Below are 16631 nucleotides of genomic sequence, written 5' to 3'. Positions count from 1 at the left end.
CCTCCTTAGAAAAGGCTATCCGGATCGTAGCTCTGCACGCGCCGCGCGTAAGCCACGCTGCGCTTGTTGAAGAAGTCCACTTCCTTGTCGGCAAGGAGCTCGAGGGCGAACCATTCCGTATCCCGAAGGAGCTCGGTCCTGGGCGTAAAGGGGGCAGGAAGGCCATGGAGGGAAAGCACCTCGTTGTAGCGGTGCTTAAGAAACTCCAAGACCTCCTCCTGGGAAACTACTTCCACGTCTCCCTGGGCAAAGATCCAGTCCACCAAAGCCTCCTCCCCGCGGAAAAAGCGCTCGGCCCAGGCCAAGGCCTCCTCAGCAAAGCCGTCCCCGAAGTGCTCGGGGAGCTCCTTGCGGAGGAGGCGCAGGAGCTCCACGCCAAAGAGGCCGTGGATATTCTCCTCCTTGCTGGTGGCCTCTATGGCGTTAGAAATGCCCTTGAAACGCCCCGCACGGCGGTTTAGAGCCATGAGGACATAGAACTGGGAGAAAAGAGAGATGTGCTCCGTAAAAGCGGCAAAGAGGAGAAGGCTATGGGCATACGTCTTTAGGTTTTCTTCCCGGGCCCGGCGCAGGACGTCCTGAAGAAGCCGTTGGCGCTCCTTCAGGGCGGTCTCCTCCTCCAGGGCTTTCTGAAAGTGTTCGTTGAGCCCCAGGAGGTCCAGGAGGTGGGCGTAAGCGTTGGCGTGGCGCACCTCGCTTTCGGCGAAGGTCATCCCCACCTCCGCCACCTCCGGCTTGGGAAAGCGGTCGTAGATCCGGGCCCAGAAGAGCTTGACGGCAAGTTCCACCTGGGCGATGGCCAAAAGGGACCGCCGCACCAAGGCGCGTTCCTTCTCATCTACTAGGGCGTAGTCTTGAACGTCGGCGGTGTAACTGAACTCCGTGTGCACCCAGTAGCTATGCCGGATGGCATCCCGGAAACGCAGAAGTTCGGGATACTCGTAAGGGCGGTAATGGAACCTCGGCTCAGTGAGCATCATCCCTCCAAAGGAGGCACCGGCGTGGGTCGGCCCGACGCATCCAGCGCCACCAACACAAAACCCCCTTGAGCGGCAAGGTACCGCTCCCCTTGCAAAGGCTCCACCCAAAGCTCCACCGCCACGCGCATGGACGTACGCCCCACCTCCACCACCCGGGCCACCAGCTCCACAATGGAGCCCAAGGGCACAGGATGCTTAAAGTCCACGGCGTCCGCATGCACGGTGACCACCTTGCACCGGGCATGCCGGGTAGCGGCCACAAAAGCCGCTTGATCCATCCAGGCCATGACCGTGCCACCGAAAAGGGTTCCGTAGTGGTTGGTCTCTCCCGGGAACACGGGATACACCATGCGGGTTTCCCGCACGAGCACCTCCTCCAAACCGGGCAAAAAGTAGGCGAAAGCCGCTTCCTCTTTGGGCCAGCCGTACACTGGTCCTTACGCGTTTTGGGGGAAAGGGTCAGGTCAAGGTCCCATGCGCATCACCACCTTCACCCTTGCCTCGAGGGCTACGGGGCAGGGCCGCGAAGCGGGTACTCGGGCTTCCGGCCAGGTGGGGCCGGTTACCGTTGCGGGACAGCGCCGGACTTTCACCGGACTTCCCCCACCGCCCAAAGGCGTCCAGGCCTGTCGGCCTGGCATCGCGGCCAGGGCACCCTAGGTATTGGGTACCCCTGCGGGGAGACTACCATGGGTTGGGCCCCTGGTCAAGGCCCTCGGCTAAAGCTCTTTGAGAAACTGCAACAGAGCCTCCCGGTCCTCTCGGGGCAGGGCGAGAAAACGCTTCTTGGCCGCTTCCGCCTCCCCTCCATGCCATAAAACGGCTTCCTCCAAGCTCCGGGCCCGGCCGTCGTGGAGATACGCCTCCTCCCCAAGCACCTGCCGGGTAAGCCCGATGCCCCAAAGGGGCGGGGTACGCCACTCCCGGGACTGGGCCGCCCCTTCCGCAACCCCGTCGTCCAGACCGGGGCCCATATCGTGCAGGAGAAGGTCCGTGTAGGCGGGAAGTCCGGCCAAGTTCTCCCGGTGGCAGGCGGCACACCCGATTTCCCGAAAGAGGCGCTTCCCCTTAAGGTCCTCGGGGCGGTGCCGCGGTGCCGGCACCGCCAGGTGGCGCAGGTAAAAGGCCACCCGTTCCAACTCTTCCTGGGAAACCTCCACCTTTCCGTCTTCTTCGGGGAACAAGGGCGTGGAAAGGCCCATGTCCTCGCGGTAGGCTATGGCGCTTTGCTCCTCCAGGCTGGCCACGCTGGCCTTCCACCCGAACCGTCCCACGCGTCCCCCCTCCAGGTAGGCAAGCCGTCCCGACACCCCGTCCCCATCCCGGTCCCCAGGGTCCTCTAAGGCGGCCAGTACCGCTTGGGGGACCGCCTCTAAAAGCCCAAGCCCAAAGACGGGCGGAGCCAAGCGGAGGCTATACCGCCCAGGCACGGGGAACCCGTTGGCGTCCAAGACCTCCACATGGGGCCGGCGCAGGCGGTAAGGGGTACCGTCCACATACCTTCCCTCCACCTCCTCAAAGCGGAGGGCCACCCTCCCCTCAGGCTCCAACCCCAAAAGCGCGTGGTCCTGGAGTTGCCACCCGAAACGGGGATGGGGGTCCAGGCCGTTTGGAGCCCGGGTGCGCACGAGCGCCTCGCTCCGCTCGGCGAAGGCCAGCCGACCCCGGCCATCCCGCACATGGCACCCGGCACAGGACTGGTGAACAAAAAGAGGGCCCAGGCCGTCCTCCCTCACGAAAACCCGGTTGAAGGCTTGGTCCCCCAAGCGGAACGCCTCCAATTCTTCGGGCGTCAACCCGGGTAAGGGGTGGCCGAAGGCCCGGGACGAGGCGTCGTTCACCAGGTACCGGGCAGGAAGGGCTCCGAGGAGTAGGACAAAGAGGAAAAAGAGCCCCTTCCGCATTAGCGCAAAAGCTCCTCCAATGCGCTGAGAATAGGCTCCACCTCCTCAGCGGGGGCGTGGGCCTCCACCTTAGCCCGGATAGCCTGCAAAAGGCGCACCGCCTCTTGCGCCTCGGGAAGTGCCTGTACCGCTTGCTCCAGGCCCTCTAAAGCGGCAAGTCCCTCGTCCACTTCCCCTTCCCCCAGGTACTCTTCGCGGAAGGTGCGTAGCCAAAGGCGCGCCCGCTCCTTGGCGCCTCCCACCGGGGTTTGGGAGAGGGCGCGGTACAGGGCCATGGCCTTCGTTCGGGCCGTTTCCACCCGGGGATCATCCCAAGCCTCCTCCAAGGGGCTTGGTAGGTTGGCAAGGGCTGCCTGAAGGTCCAGGGTCAATGCCCAGGAGTTGCCTTGAAGGGTTAGGAGGGCCAAGGCCTTGGCCAACCCTCGGCCGTTGGCCCGGTAATCCTCAGCCGAGCGCCGCGCATAGGGGCTTTCCGGGTTTCTAAGCTTTTCGCTGAAGAGCTCCTCGGCCAGCTCCAAGCTGGCAGCGTAGAGTTCCGAGGCGAGCTCTTCCTCCGAGGCCTCCTGCAGGTAGGCCTCGTACCGTTCCCGGAGCGCATCGGCCTGGCGGGCAAGGTCCTCCGCCAAAAGGGCTAGGTGGCGCAAACCCTCGGCTTCCTTGGGGAGCGCTTGGAAGAGCAGGTATTCCAGGGCATGAAAACCCCGCACCTCAGGGGGAAGGTTTTCCACGGAAGTCCCTAGGGAGCGCGCGAGCTCTTCAGGGCTTATGGGCCAGGTATCCAGGTACGGGTCATAGTCCCCTACCGGACCGAAGGCGAAAGCCTCCAACTCTTCCCAGTAATCCCGGGCGGCGTGCCAAAGGAGCTGTAGACGATGGAGCCCGTCTGGGGTGGGGTTTCCCGCAAACGCCCGCGCTGCCTGCGCCAAAAGCCCACTCTGCGCCGCAAGGCCCTCCACCAAGGGCGACACCGTGGCCGCTAACCCCTCCCTAAACCCTTGCGCCCACGCAAGACCCAAAAAACCTAGGGCTATCCAGAGAGAACGCCACACGGTTTACCTCCCCAAGAGAGAACGCCGTACTCCTTCCACCAAAACGCGGGCAGAATGGGGCCCGCCATACGTCCAGGTGCTGGGGTCTAAGGCCACCACACGAGCCTTTGCCAATCGGAGCAAGGGACCCACCGCTGGGTCCGCCAGAGGGTTGTTTTCCGGTTGGGCGATGAGGAAAACGAGCACCCCAGGGTTGTCCTGTACCAAGCGCACGAGGCCTTCCGCACCTACCCGAGAAAGACCATAGGCCTCCGCTTTTCCCCTCCAAGCGTTGGCCAGGCCCACGGCCTCTAGGAGCTCGGAAGCCAGGGTGTCGCGGGTGAAGACGTTGTAGACCTTCTCCCGGGCCCACGCCTGCACCAAGAGGAAGGGCCTCCCCGCTAGTCCCGCCTGTCGCAGGGCGTCGGCGGTTTGGCTTAGGAAGCGGTCCAAATCCGCCAACCGCCTTTCCCCTTCGCGCTCCTTCCCCACCAGGCGAGCGTGCAGGAGGAAGTGCCGGCGCATGGCGGCGAGTTGCCCGCTTGAGGGTAAGTAGTCGTAAAGGGCCGTGGGCGCAATGCGGGCAAGCTCGGGGTAAAGCTTGGCCTGGAAACCCGTGTAGCCCAGAATGAGGTCTGGCTTAAGCGCCGCTAGGCGCTCAAGGCTCGGGTTCATGCGTCCCCCGAGATCCTGGATCCCCTGGGGAAGATCCATCCGCACCCACCTGGGAAAGTCCGCCAGGTCCGCTCCCGCCACGGGCCGGACCCCCAGGAGGAGGAGGTCCTCGAGGGGGCGCCAATCCAAGACCGCCACCCGCTCCGGGGTCTTGGCCAAGCACACCTCGCCCAGGTCATGGGGTACCCCCCCACCTGGGCAACCGCCCTGCGCCAAAGCTAGGGAAGCCAGGTAAACCGAAGCCAAACGTGCTATCTTCCGCATATTCTAGTTCAGATGGCGAAAATACCCAACAGGACTTGCCTTTTGCCACACAAGCCCCCGCCGCAGAAGGCGGAGGAGTTCCTGCCCTTCTCCCTCCCGGAACCGTAGACCCACTGCACCCAACCACACCACCCCATCGCCGCCCCGGGACAGGAGGTCTTCTAGAACCTGCGCCAGGAAAAGGAGGCCTTCCGGGGTAAGGCGAAAGGTACCCGCATCCCAATGCAGGTGGTAGGTGCCGCCGTTGCACGAGCATCGGGCAAGATAGCGGCTTTCGGAAATCCGGGCCACCACCTGGGCGTGCTCAGGCTCCACGGACCACCTCCTTGGGCACGGGCAGGAGAAAGGAAAAAGCCCCCGGGTGCCCTAAGGCGCGGAAGGGAACCTCGTAGACCTCTTCCAAAAGCTCGGGGTGCAAGACGGCCTGAGGAGCTCCATACGCCACAGACCTTCCCCCCTTCAAAAGGAGGATGCGGTCGGCGAAAAGCCCCGCCAAGTTTAGGTCGTGGAGGACCGCCACCACCCCCTTCCCTTCGTAGGCCAAGGCGCGAAAGAGGCAGAGGAGTTCTAAGGCATACCGCGGGTCTAGGTGGTTGGTGGGCTCGTCCAAGAGGAAGAGATCCCCTTCCTGGGCCAAAAGCCGCGCCGCTTCCACGCGCATGGCCTCACCCCCGGAGAGGCTTGGGTAAAGCCTTTCGGCCAGGTCTCCCGCTTGGGCCCGCACCAACGCACTCCTGACCTTGGCATGGTCTTCCTCCCGCTCCCGCCTTCCCTCAAGGTGGGGAAGCCGCCCCAGGAAAGCCACCTCATAAGCGGTGTAGGGGAAGTTTATTTCCCGGTGCTGCGAAAGCACGGACCGCACCCGGGCCAGGGCCTGCGGAGTATGGGCGGCCAAGGGACGCTCCCTAAGCCACACCTCTCCTTGGGTGGGCCGAAGCTCACCGGCAAGGAGGCGGAGGAGGGTGCTCTTGCCGCTCCCATTAGGCCCCAAGACGGCCAGGAATTCTCCTGGGCGCACGGCAAGGTCCACGCCCTTGATAAGCCACCTTTCGCCCACTCGGTAACCCAGGTTTCTCGCCTCAAGCACGGAACACCTCCCGCTTGTACCGCAGGACCAGATAGAGGAAAAAGGGACCTCCTAGACAGGCCGTGACCACGCCCACGGGGATCTCCGCCGGGGCAGCCAAGGTCCGGGCCAGGAGATCGGCGGTTACCGCCAAGACCGCTCCCAACAGGGCCGCCCCCGGGAGCAGGTAGCGGTGGTCGGGCCCCGCCAGGAGGCGGAAAAGATGAGGCGCCACGAGCCCCAAGAACCCCACGCCCCCGGCCAAGGCCACGGCCACCCCCACCCCCAAAGCTGCCCCGGCCACTGCCCGCCGTTTGAGGGCCTCGAGGTCCACCCCAAGGTGAAACGCCTCCCGCTCCCCCAGAACCAAAGCATTCAGAGGACGGGCCAAGTGCAGGAGGAGAAGGAAGGCGAGAAGGCCAAAGGGAAGCCCCGCCAGAAGGAGGTGCCAGGTAATGGCAGAAAAGCCCCCCAGGGTCCAAAAGGTGAGGCTACGAAGCTCCTGCTCGCTGGCCACAAAGGTGAGAAGGCCGATGCCCGCCCCCACCAGGGCGTTTAGCGCAATCCCAGAAAGGAGAAGCACCGATACCTGGACGCCCCAGGGCGTTTGGGCTAAGCGCCAAAGTAAGTGGGTGGCGAGAAGCCCCCCAAGGAAGGCAAAGAGGGGTAGGGCGTATACCTCCAAGGCGCCCGCCCCGGGCAACACGACGATGAAGATGGCAGCGCCCAAGGCGGCCCCGGAGGACACGCCGATGAGGCCCGGATCCACTAGAGGGTTACGGAAAAGCCCTTGCAGCACCGCCCCCGACAGGGCAAGAAGGGCACCCACCAGAGCCGACCCCAAGACCCGGGGCAAGCGAAGGGCGGTAAGGACTTGGTACTCCACCCCTTCGCCCTTGAGCAAGATGCCGGGAATGGAGAAGGGCGGAATGGGATAGGCCCCAAGGGCCGCCCCCAGCAAGAGGGCCAGGGCAAGGAGGAGCACCAACCCTAGCAGTACCAGCCGGTAGCGACGGAAGCGGCCAAGCGGCAGGCCACGGGTCACGGCAGCTCCTCCCAGAAAGCGTCCAACCGAGGGGGTAGGGGTTTGCCGAGCAGCGCGAGGAACAAGGCTGCCTTCAGGAAGGCCCGCCAGATAAGGTACGACCTCACGGTCCCACCTCCACGAAGCCGTCCATCAGGTAAGCCGCCCGGAACAGGTCTAGGGCAGCCCGGCCTGCCCGGGGCCCGAAGCTCCCCAAGTAAAGGTCGTCCATGGCCACCACGCGGCGGTTTTGCCCTGCGGGGGTTTGCGCCACGCCGGGGAGTTTGAGAAGGCCCTCGAGGCCCCCCACGCTCTCCAGGCCCCTTTTGAAGACCACAAGGACATCCGGCCGGGCCGCTACCACGCTCTCCGCGGTCATGGGTTGGCACTCCCGTATGCCCTTGGCGGCGTTCTCAAGCCCCGCTAGCTCCATGACGCCCACAGGGGTACTGCCCTCGCCGCACACGAAGGTGGTACCCGGTCCCCGTAGGTAAAGGAAGAGCGCCCGTAGCTTTCGGGAAGCGTGTTGCGCTTGGAAAGCGCGCAAAGCCAAAAGGTCCCGCTCCAAAGCCCGCACCAAAGCATCGCCCCTTGCGGCTTGGCCCACAGCCTCCGCCACCACCCGGATCTTGCGCTTGGCCCCCTCCACGCTGGGTTCGGCAGGCACCAGGACAACCGCCACCCCAGCTTGCCGGAGTTGGTCCACCACCTGGGGCGGGCGCACATCCTCCCGGCCAATGACGAGGGTAGGCTTCAAGGAGAGAATGCCCTCGGCAGAGAGACGGAACTGGTACCCTACGCTCGGAAGCCGAAGGACCTGGGGCGGATAGTAACTGGAGTCATCCCGCCCCACCACCTTGTCCCCTACACCCAAGGCAAAGAGGATCTCCGTGGTAATGCCATCCAGGCTTACGATGCGCTCAATGGAGCGCACCTCCACCGCTTTCCCACTAGCGTCCACCACCCGGTAGGGTTGCGCCCAGGCTAGCAAGGAAAGCACTGCCATGAAAGCCACGCCGCTTCGCCCCCTCATGCGTACACCTCCACGTCCTCTAGGCGCAGGACTATCGTTTCCATATCCGTCGCCTCCACCACCACCTCCCGCTCCACGGGAAGCCACAACCCTTGGAAAGAGGCATAGGTATCCCGGAAGCGTTCCACCTTGATCAGCCGCCCCTTGGGGTCCCGGTGGACCAAAAAGAAGCGTTTGGGCAACAGCTTCTCCCCCACCTCCTGCCAGGCCTCGAGGTGAATGCGGAAGGAACCCTCCGCCAGGCTGCGCTCAATGACCTCTATGCGGCCATGGCGCACCCAGATGCGAGAACGGAAAGGGTCATTCAAGGCGATGGCGGTACCCAAGGGGCCCTCTTCCACCAAGCGCATGGCGTAGCGCCCTTCCCCCTCCTCAAAGGGCACAGGCCGACGGTGGCCCAACAAGGAGGCCAGTTCCCGCTCCGCAAGGGGGCCCATACCCTCGGGCAGTTCCACTTCCGGGCGGAAGCCCTCCACCTTCACCCGCCCGAAGTACCAGAGGCCCTTGAAGTAGAAAGCAACGCTTGCGGAAAAGCCGGGGAAAGTCTCGGGCAAGGTGTATATTCGTTCCCTTGCCCGTTTTAGGAGGGCCCAGACGGGAAGGCTCTCAACCACCTTCCACCTCCGAGTCCAAGATTATCTGGAAAAGTTCTAGCTTATTCGGACCCGCAAAAGCTTCCTTGGGCAAGGTACCGCTTCGCGCGTGGCCCTCCCTGAACTCGGGGCTTTCCGTCCAAGCCCGAAAGGCCTCCTCGCTCTCCCAAAAGGTGAGGACGATATAGGGGTCCCCTGGGCTCTTGGGCCGCAGAACCAGGTTGCGGACAAACCCCGGCATCCGGTCCACGAGGCGGGCCCGGGTGCGGAAAACCTCTTCAAACCGCTCGGCATACTCGGGTTTTACCGGTATGCGGTTCATGACCACAAACACACCATCACCTCCCTAAGGGGAGGCTAGGGGAAACCCCCAAGAATGTCAAGTATTCCGGTCGGATTTTGTGAGTATTAGGAACGATAACCGTTCGCAACAGGCTCCTATTCCAAAAGGGCCCAGCCCGCGGGAAAAGCCCCCGCGGACTGGAGAATCCGACCTTACCTACGGACAAAACCCGAAACCGCCTTCTGCGCTTCCTCGGGGGTAATGGCCACCTCAAAAGCCCGGTCCGCCGGAGAGCGGGGACCGGGGAGCTCCTGGTCCCCTAAAAGGATGCGGGAAGCCCGCACCGTGGCGCGGTGAGCGGCCTCGTTGCCGAGGATCGCCCCCCCGCCTTCAGGATGTCCTTGTTGGCGATGAGGGGCAAAGCCCCTAGGTATGCCCCCACAAAAGCGTCCTCCAAAGCGTTGAGTAAGCGCAGAATGGCGAGCTGGTTTCTAGGGAGAAACTCCACAGGATAGACGAAGTTCGGCCTTTCCACGGGACGGACACCGAGGCTTTGAAGGTCATCTGCCCGAGCTTGTGGCTTGCCGCCCGAGGACTCGCCAAAACGTAGGCCAGGCGCATAGCGACTTAATGATAATGTCTTCTCAGTAGTTTGTCAAGGAGCACAAAAGGCCCCGGCCCATGGCCGGGGCCGAAAGGGAAACAGGCGCTAGTGCTTCACCCCCTCCACCTCAAAGAGGGCCAAGCCCAGAGGCATGCCCCCCACCTTTAGGCGGGCCGCCACCTTCCACTCCTCCAGGTCCACCCGCACCACCTCGCCCCGAACGGGGTCGGCCAGGTAGGCCACCCCGTGGCCCAGGGCAAGCCCCGGGGCGGTGTCCAGGGGGGAGGTGGCCTCGAGGCTCCCCACCACCCGGCGCGCCACCGGGTCCACCTTGTGGAACTGCCCGTCGGCGGTGAGGACGTAGAGGGCCTCCCCTTCCGGTCCGAAGCCAAAGCGCAAGGGGCGGGCGGGCAAGGGCAGGACCTCCATCCGCCCCTCCCCGGGCTTCAAGAAGGCGAGGCCCTGGCCGAAGTTCCCCACGAAGACCCCCGCCCTGGGATGGGCCACCAGGGTACCCACCCGGGCCCCTTCGGGGCTTCCGGGAGGGTTCGCCACCTTGCGCCCCATAAACCCCTGGCCTCGCCGCTCCACCAGGAGCACCCCATCCAGACACCCGAAGGCGGCCACCTCCCCTAGCACGGCCTCCCCGTGGAGCCGGGGGCAGGTCTGGGGCAGGGGGAGAACCCGCCTCCCTTCCCGGGTGTAAACCTCCACCCTACCGCTCTCCAACCCCCCCACCAGGACCGCCTCGCCCAGGAGGGCCACCGCGCCGTGGTCCGCCCTACCGGTGGCGATGAGCCCGGGAGTGAAGTCCAGGCCCAAGCGCCTCAGGTCAAAGAGGGCCAAGGTGCCGTCCCCATCGTGGAAGACCGCCAGGGTATCCTCGTTGGCGAAGATGTGGGTGGGTTTAGGCCCCGTGCGCAGGGTGGCGGCCACGTAGGGGTTCTCCTCCTTCACATCCCGATGGTCGCCGTGGTCCTCGAGGCGGAAACCCCCGAAGAGAAAGCTCACCGCCCCGGCATCCCGGTGGACCGCCAGGACGTACTGCCCGCCCGGAAGGGGATAGAGGCGGGCGGGGGAAGGCACGGTGAAGCGGCCAAGCTCCTTCCCATCCTCGCTCATAACCCGCACCAGGGGCTCCTTCCCGTCCGCCACCGCCAGGCGGCGGAAAAGCCCTTCGCCGTGAGCGTGTTCCCCTTGGGCCAGGGCAAGACCTAAGGCCAAAACCGCGGCAAACGCAACCTTTCTCCCTCGCATCGTTCCTCCTTTCCCTCGAGGCCAAAGGCCCCGTAAAGGGCTACGGGCACAAGGCATTCCGGTTCCAACGGAGGAGGTCCCGGTACGTGGGCACCCTCCGGTCCAAGGCGTCGGTGTAGAGGACCACGAGCCTCGCCCCAAGCTCCTCCGCCAGCCGGCGCAAAGGAGCAGGATCCAGTTGGGGCTCCGCCACCACCAGGTCCACCCCCTTGGCCTCCGCCTCCTTAAAGAGGGCCAGGCGTTCCCGGACGCTTCCCTCCTGGCCGTGGGCGTCCTTAAGAGCCCCCACGATCTCCAGGCCGTAGCGCCGCGCCAGGTAGGAGAGGGACAGGTGGCTCACCACCACCCTGAGCCGCCTCCCCTCGAGGCAGGCGGAAAGGGCCTGGTCCTCCCGCTCCACCGCTTGGCGGAAGGCCTCGAGGTTCTTGCGGTACGCCCCTTCCCCCCTCGGGTCCAGGCGGGCGAGCGCCGCCGCAATGCGCTCGGCGTAGCGCAGGGCGTAGGTGGGGTCCAGCCACAGGTGGGGGTCGCAGTCCCCGTGGAGGTGGACCCCCTTTTCCCGGAGGCCCAGGAGGCCGCAGATGGGGTCGGGCATCCCCGGGGCGAGCTCCACCACCCTGGCCCCCGGGGGTAGAAGGGCCCTGAGCTTTGGCAGGTAAGGCTCCAGGCCCAAGCCGTTGGCGAAGAGGAGGCGGACCCGGGAGAGTTGGGAGGCGGTGGAAGGCCGCAGGTCAAAGGCGTGGGGATCGGCCCCGGGGGGCACTACGCTCTCCACCCGGACCCTATTCCCTCCCACCTGGCGCACCAGGTCCGCCAAGACGGTGGTGGTGGCCGCCACCTGGAGCTGGGCCAGGGCGGAGGCGGCGAAGAGGCTAAGGGCGAGCAGCCTCCTCATCGCTCCTCCAAAGGGACTTCCACTCCTTCAGGTGGCGGCGGGCAACGGGAGGGAGGTGGCGCAAAAGCCGCTCCCGTCCCTCCCCCCGGAGGGCCCGCACCCTCTCCTCGTGGGCCTGGATGAAGGGCAGGTAGTGGGCGAGGCCCTCCCCAAAGGGAAGGGGCTCGGCTTGGGGGGCCACTTCCGGGGGATAGGGCGGGAGGGAAGCCCGGTAGAACCGCTCCTTGGGCCTGAGGTAGAGCACGCCCCGGTACCAGAGCCCCGTGGAGTGGAGCACCGCCTCCTCCCCCAGGTAGAGGCTGGAGCCCACCCCCTTGGGATGGGGAGCCTTCCGGTACCCCAGGGCCTCGAGGAGGCCCTGGGCCGCATCCACCCCCAGGAGGTACATGAAGACGGGCATGGGGTTCATGGCCGCACCAGAACCAGGCGGGTGGGGCTACCCCCCGTGTGCAGGTACCGGACCACCCGGCCCCTCTCCCCGTCCACCTCGGCCACGAGGCCCAGATGGGGCAGGCTCACGTAGAGGAGGCCCCGCTCGGGCCAGGGGGCCAGGTCGGGGTAGATGGCGCCCCCGGTGTCCTCCTCCATCTCCGGGAAAGGCCGGGCAAGGCGGAGCTCCCTAAGAAGCTTCCCTTCCCGCCCCTCCAGCACCTGGAGCCTCCCGTCGGTGAGGAGGACGTAAACCCGCTTCCCGTCGGCCTTGGCCCTTAGCAGCGCGCCCCCGAGGGGGATGGGGGTTAGCTGGGGGCCTCGAGGGTCCAGGCGCTGCAGGTGGGTAACCTTGTCGGAGTAGCCGAAGAAAACCCCATCCCCCTTCAGGAAAGCCCCAACCCGCTCGCCCACGGGGTAGGCCAGGCGGGCAAGCTCCCTACCCCCCTCCAGGACCAGCACGTCCTTCGCGCAGGCGAAAAAGCTCCGGCCCGTCTCGGGGTGGAAGGCCTCCCCGTGCTCCACAGGGCAGGCGAAGCGCCCCCGCTCCGCCCGAAGCTCCCGGTCAAAGAGGACCACCTGCCCCCGGGCCAAGAGGGTGAGGTACGTACCTTCCGGGGCCTCCACCACGTGGTAGTGGTCGGGGTTGGGGAGCCTCAGGGTCTCCGCCTGGAAGGCCGCCTTCGGGTCCAAAGCCTCCTCATCAAAACGGAAGGCCAGGGCGTCCCGCTCGGCGAAGGCGAGGAGCTTGCCCCCCAAGGTGTAGGCCTCCGAGCCGTGGCCGATGTTCCACCCCCGTCCCAGAAGGAAGCTCTTGGCGATCACGGGCCGGCTCCAACGCCCCTCCTCCTTCCCCGTCCAGACCACGGTGAGCCACTGCCGGTCCGTATCCCGACCCCGGGACACCAGAAGGTAGCGGCCCGAGGGCGTGGCCACCAGGCTCATGCCCCGGGGAGGCAGGGAGAGCTCCGCCACCGCCTGGCCCCCGGGCAGGTCCAAGGCGAGGAGACGGCTATACCCCGGCCGGTTGTCCAGGACGAAGAGCCGGGCCTCCGCCTCAAAGGCCTCCGGCCTCTCAGGTACGGCGGCGTGGCCCAGGGCCTGGGAGAGGAAAAGGAGGGTAAACCCGAGGAAGATCTTGGTCCACTCGCGCACGGCGCACCTCCTCAAGTGACTGATATTGACAATGCAATCTCAAAAAGTCAAGCCCCAGAGAAGGACCCGCCCCCTGCGGGGGCGGGCGGAAGGAGGAGCCCCTCGCCTAGGCCCAAACGTCCTCAGGGTGACGCACGCTTTGGGGCCGCGCCTTAAGCGCCTCCAAGGCCTCTTCCTCGCTCATCACCGGGTTCTGGTAGCGGATGCCCAGGGCCTCCCCCATGAGGCGGAAAACGTGGGTGTTGTCCACAAGCCCCAGGTTCAAGAAGCGGAGGCCCTGCCCGTAGAGGGCGAGAACCACGGGGCTTGCCGTGTGCTGCCCAGAGCTATAGCCGATGTTGGGCCGGTCAGGCTTAGCTGCGTTGCGCTGAACCATGGCCCAAGCCATGGTGTTGTCCGGCTGCACCCCTTGGCGCACGCCCTCCGGCCAGTAGACCCGTTCGCGGATGGCCCGCACCACCCGTTCCGCCTCCTCGTCCGTGAGGGCCACGCCCTTCATGGACCGGTAGGCTTCCTTCACCTGGGCGGCGTCGGGGTTGTTGCCAAGCTGGCGACGCATGTGCTCAAAGCTCGCCTTTTGTGCCTCGAGGAGGTCAATCCCGGTGGAGCTCTCCAAATAGCTCCGCCCCGCCCCGTAAAGCGCCCCGACCCCGGTGGCGTGGTCGGAAACCAAGAGGAGGAGGGTGTCGGGGTTGCGGTCCACGAAGGCGGTGAGAAGCTCTAGCGTTTCATCGGCGGCAAGGACATCCCAGAGGGTAGCCGCGGCATCGTTCAGATGGTTGGCGTGGTCAATCCGGCCCGCCTCCACCTGGAGGACGAAGCCGTTGCGATAGGAGGCCAAGCGGGGCAAGGCCGCCTGGACCATCTCCTTTAGGCTCGGCACCCGCACCCCCTGGAAGCGCCGGTCCACCTCGTAAGGGACGTGGCTATCGGAAAAGACCCCAAGAAGCTTGCTGGCGTTGGTGCGGGCGAGCTCCTCCGGGGTCTTCACCACCCCGTAACCCGCCTGGGCGAAGGCGGCGTAGAGGTCCTTTTTGTCCTGTCGCCTTTCCGGGTTGAAGAACCGGTCCCCACCGCCCAGGTAAACCTCGGCCCCAAACGCCAAGTACTGCTCGGCAATCCGCTCCTCGGCGTTGCGGTCGGGGTTGGACACCACAAACCCTGCGGGTGTGGCGTGGGTGACGGTGGTGGTGGTGACCAGGCCCACCGCCTTCCCCGCCTCCTTGGCGGCGGCGAAGAAGGGCTTGAGGGGCGTGCCATCCGCATGGATGGCCAGGCCCCCGTTTACGGTCTTCACCCCGCAGGACATGGCGTTGGCCGCGGCGCTGGACTCGGTGACGTAACTGGTGAGGCTATAGGTGTTCACCAAGCCGTTAGGGTAGCGGGCAAGAAGCCTTTCCAGGGCGAGGACCCGCCCCTGGCGCCTTCTGGCGTAGGCCTGGGCCACGGCGTAGTCCTCCCAGGAAAAGCCATCGTAGACGAAGACGATGAGGTTCCGGTACCGCCGCCCTAGGGAAGGAGCGTTCTGGGGAGCCCCCTGGGCCCTTCCCCTGGGCATAAGGGCCAGGGCCCCCGCCATGAGGCCGCCTTTTAAAAGGTCACGCCTTTTCACGGCATATCACCTCCAGGACCAAAACTATAGGTGCCTTTTCAGGAGCGTGTCATGGCCGGGCCCTAACGCCGGTTTTCCCCTCCGCTACCGCCGGAAGGCCGCAAGGTACCCACCAGGCCCAACCCGAGCTGACCCTGTCCTGACAGGACGCAGGTAACGTCTTCTCAGGCATGAAGGGACCCTGGGCTTTGCTCCTCCTCCCCACCCTCATCTTTCTGGCAGCCTTTACTTACCTCCCCTTTGCGGTGGCGGCTAAGGAGGGCATTCCCGCACTCCCTAAGCTGCTTGCCCCGGAGAACCTCAACGCCCTCAGGGTTACCGCCCTTTACACGCTCCTCACGGTACCCTTGTCCGTAGCCTTGGGCCTGTTGGCCGCCGTGGCGGTGGAGGGGGACGGCCGGCTAAGGCTGCTTGCCCGGCTTCTTATCTTTCACCCCGTCATCCTGCCCACGGTGGCCTTTGCCGCTGTCTTCCTCTACCTGCTCAACCCCTTGGGTCCCCTTCGCAACCTCCTCCAGGCACTAGGGCTACAAAACCCCTTAGGGGAACCCCTTAGCGCCTTCTTGAGCGTGGCCCTGGTGGGCATCCTGAAGGATGCGGGCCTGTACATGCTCTACTACCTGGCTGGGCTCCAGGCAATTCCCAGGGAGCTCCTCGAGGCCGCCCGGGTTGACGGGGCCGGGCGGGTCGCCACCTTCTTGCGGATTTCCCTGCCCCTGCTCTCCCCCACCACCTTTTTCGTGGGGGTAATGGCCGTGCTGGGGGCCCTGAGGAACGTGGACCACATCTTCGTGCTCACGAAAGGGGGCCCTATGGGCGCCACGGACCATCTTCTTTACCGCATTTACACCCTAGGATTTGAGTACTTTGACTTTTCCCAAGCGGGGGCCCTGAGCCTTGTCCTGCTCACTGCTCTCACCCTCCTCGCCCTCACCGCTCTACCCCGCTTGGAGCGAGGTGTACACTATGACGCTTAGCCCTGTGCATCCTAAGGTCTTCCTCCGCCGCGTGCGGCGTATTTCTTGGGAGGGTGCCCGCCAGCTACCCGCCCTCCTCTTCGCCTTGCCCTACGCCCTTATCGCAGGGTATACCCTCCTCGCCGCCTTCACCCCTACCGCAGACCTCAACCGCGGGGAGCTAGGCAGGTTCACCTTGGAAAACCTCAAGCTTGCGTGGAGTTCCGCCGACTTCCCTCGGCTTTACCTCAACACCCTGGCCTTCACCCTTGGCCTCCTTCTAGTGCAAGTCTTGACCGTGACCACCGCCGGTTTTGCCCTTGCTCATCTAAAGGGACGGGGGAATAACACCCTCTTCTACCTGATCCTCCTCCAACTTTTCCTCCCGGCCTCCGCGCTTATCCTGCCCAACTTCATCCTCGTTCAAAGGCTCGGCCTAGCCGATACCCTAACCGCCCTGGCCCTACCCTATGTCGCCTCGGCCACGGGCGCCTTCCTGCTGCGCCAGGGCTTTCTGCAAATACCCAAGGAACTCGTGGAGGCCGCTTACGTGGATGGGGCCACGCCCTGGCAGGTCCTCTGGCGGGTTCTCCTGCCCCTAGTTCGCCCCCAGCTCGCTGCCTTTGCCTTGGTCAGCCTGGTCTATCACTGGAACGAGTTCCTGTGGCCCCTTGTGGTCATCCAAAGCCCCGAAAAGCGCGTGCTCTCTTTGGGCTTTGCCAGCTTCGCCCGTTCCGCTGAGAGCGGGATGGAGTGGGGCCTGATCGCTGCGGGAGCCTTACTGGTGGCCCTACCCATGGTCACCGCCTTTCTGCTCTTCCAGCGAAGCTTCGTGGAAGCCTTTGCCCGGAGTGGGCTAAAAGGCTAGGGAGG

At 65.2% G+C, this 16631-nt stretch carries 17 protein-coding genes, 1 pseudogene and 1 riboswitch; of the genes and pseudogenes, 2 read left to right on the top strand and 16 right to left on the bottom strand.

Annotation, left to right across the window (positions count from 1 at the left end; genetic code table 11):
• Positions 1–5 precede the first annotated feature (5 nt).
• The 16 genes and pseudogenes from L0C60_RS00840 to L0C60_RS00765 form a co-directional block, all read right to left on the bottom strand.
• Complete coding sequence (locus L0C60_RS00840) at positions 6–977, bottom strand: ribonucleotide-diphosphate reductase subunit beta (RefSeq protein ID WP_243092417.1); 972 nt, start codon at positions 975–977, stop codon at positions 6–8.
• Positions 977–1330, bottom strand: a complete 354-nt coding sequence (locus tag L0C60_RS00835; RefSeq protein ID WP_243092416.1) for an acyl-CoA thioesterase — start codon at positions 1328–1330, stop codon at positions 977–979. Before L0C60_RS00835 ends, L0C60_RS00840 begins: the two co-directional genes overlap by 1 nt.
• A 160-nt stretch (positions 1331–1490) precedes the next feature.
• A riboswitch (cobalamin riboswitch) is annotated at positions 1491–1646 on the bottom strand.
• A gap of 53 nt (positions 1647–1699) precedes the next feature.
• Positions 1700–2884 carry a di-heme oxidoredictase family protein gene (locus L0C60_RS00830; RefSeq protein WP_234507905.1) on the bottom strand — a complete coding sequence of 395 codons (1185 nt, stop codon included), beginning with the start codon at positions 2882–2884 and terminating at the stop codon, positions 1700–1702.
• The gene (locus L0C60_RS00825; protein WP_234507903.1) at positions 2884–3852 is read right to left on the bottom strand and encodes an imelysin family protein; all 969 of its coding nucleotides are present in this window, start codon (positions 3850–3852) and stop codon (positions 2884–2886) included. Before L0C60_RS00825 ends, L0C60_RS00830 begins: the two co-directional genes overlap by 1 nt.
• Before the next feature lie 84 nt (positions 3853–3936).
• Positions 3937–4752, bottom strand: coding sequence for an ABC transporter substrate-binding protein (locus tag L0C60_RS00820; protein ID WP_234507902.1), 816 nt, complete (start codon positions 4750–4752; stop codon positions 3937–3939).
• Positions 4753–5155: 403 nt separating this feature from the next.
• Positions 5156–5875: pseudogene (locus L0C60_RS00815) on the bottom strand (ABC transporter ATP-binding protein); the annotation flags it as partial.
• 55 nt (positions 5876–5930) lie between these two features.
• Positions 5931–6962 (bottom strand): FecCD family ABC transporter permease, encoded by a 1032-nt coding sequence (locus L0C60_RS00810; RefSeq protein ID WP_234507895.1) that lies wholly within the window; start codon positions 6960–6962, stop codon positions 5931–5933.
• A 103-nt stretch (positions 6963–7065) separates the two neighbouring features.
• On the bottom strand, positions 7066–7974 hold the full coding sequence (locus L0C60_RS00805) for a heme/hemin ABC transporter substrate-binding protein (protein ID WP_234507893.1): 909 nt from the start codon (positions 7972–7974) through the stop codon (positions 7066–7068).
• On the bottom strand, positions 7971–8588 hold the full coding sequence (locus tag L0C60_RS00800) for a DUF3386 family protein (RefSeq protein WP_234507891.1): 618 nt from the start codon (positions 8586–8588) through the stop codon (positions 7971–7973). The genes L0C60_RS00805 and L0C60_RS00800 overlap by 4 nt, the downstream gene beginning before the upstream one ends.
• Entirely contained in the window at positions 8581–8901 is a 321-nt protein-coding gene (locus L0C60_RS00795; RefSeq protein ID WP_234507889.1) for an antibiotic biosynthesis monooxygenase family protein, read from the bottom strand. Before L0C60_RS00795 ends, L0C60_RS00800 begins: the two co-directional genes overlap by 8 nt.
• 268 nt (positions 8902–9169) lie before the next feature.
• A complete protein-coding gene (locus tag L0C60_RS00790; protein ID WP_234507976.1) occupies positions 9170–9358 on the bottom strand; it encodes a ferritin-like domain-containing protein in 189 nt (62 codons plus the stop codon).
• 201 nt (positions 9359–9559) lie between these two features.
• Positions 9560–10711, bottom strand: coding sequence for a YncE family protein (locus L0C60_RS00785; protein ID WP_243092387.1), 1152 nt, complete (start codon positions 10709–10711; stop codon positions 9560–9562).
• A 40-nt stretch (positions 10712–10751) separates the two neighbouring features.
• Positions 10752–11606, bottom strand: a complete 855-nt coding sequence (locus L0C60_RS00780; RefSeq protein WP_243092386.1) for a metal ABC transporter substrate-binding protein — start codon at positions 11604–11606, stop codon at positions 10752–10754.
• On the bottom strand, positions 11584–12015 hold the full coding sequence (locus L0C60_RS00775) for a hypothetical protein (RefSeq protein ID WP_234507883.1): 432 nt from the start codon (positions 12013–12015) through the stop codon (positions 11584–11586). The genes L0C60_RS00780 and L0C60_RS00775 overlap by 23 nt, the downstream gene beginning before the upstream one ends.
• On the bottom strand, positions 12012–13190 hold the full coding sequence (locus tag L0C60_RS00770) for a hypothetical protein (protein ID WP_234507881.1): 1179 nt from the start codon (positions 13188–13190) through the stop codon (positions 12012–12014). The genes L0C60_RS00775 and L0C60_RS00770 overlap by 4 nt, the downstream gene beginning before the upstream one ends.
• Positions 13191–13296: 106 nt before the next feature.
• Positions 13297–14802: an alkaline phosphatase gene (locus L0C60_RS00765; RefSeq protein ID WP_234507879.1), complete on the bottom strand. Its 1506-nt coding sequence runs from the start codon at positions 14800–14802 to the stop codon at positions 13297–13299.
• Between the two features lie 170 nt (positions 14803–14972).
• Here L0C60_RS00765 and L0C60_RS00760 point away from each other — a divergent pair, with 170 nt between their 5' ends.
• Together L0C60_RS00760 and L0C60_RS00755 are read left to right on the top strand one after the other, a co-directional pair.
• Complete coding sequence (locus L0C60_RS00760) at positions 14973–15779, top strand: carbohydrate ABC transporter permease (protein ID WP_234507878.1); 807 nt, start codon at positions 14973–14975, stop codon at positions 15777–15779.
• A gap of 4 nt (positions 15780–15783) precedes the next feature.
• A complete protein-coding gene (locus L0C60_RS00755) occupies positions 15784–16626 on the top strand; it encodes a carbohydrate ABC transporter permease (protein WP_341474654.1) in 843 nt (280 codons plus the stop codon).
• Positions 16627–16631: the final 5 nt, after the last annotated feature.

Source organism: Thermus hydrothermalis (assembly GCF_022760925.1).
Lineage (GTDB): Bacteria > Deinococcota > Deinococci > Deinococcales > Thermaceae > Thermus > Thermus hydrothermalis.
Note: the sequence above shows the minus strand (reverse complement) of the source record. Positions and strands in the feature narration are given on the sequence as shown.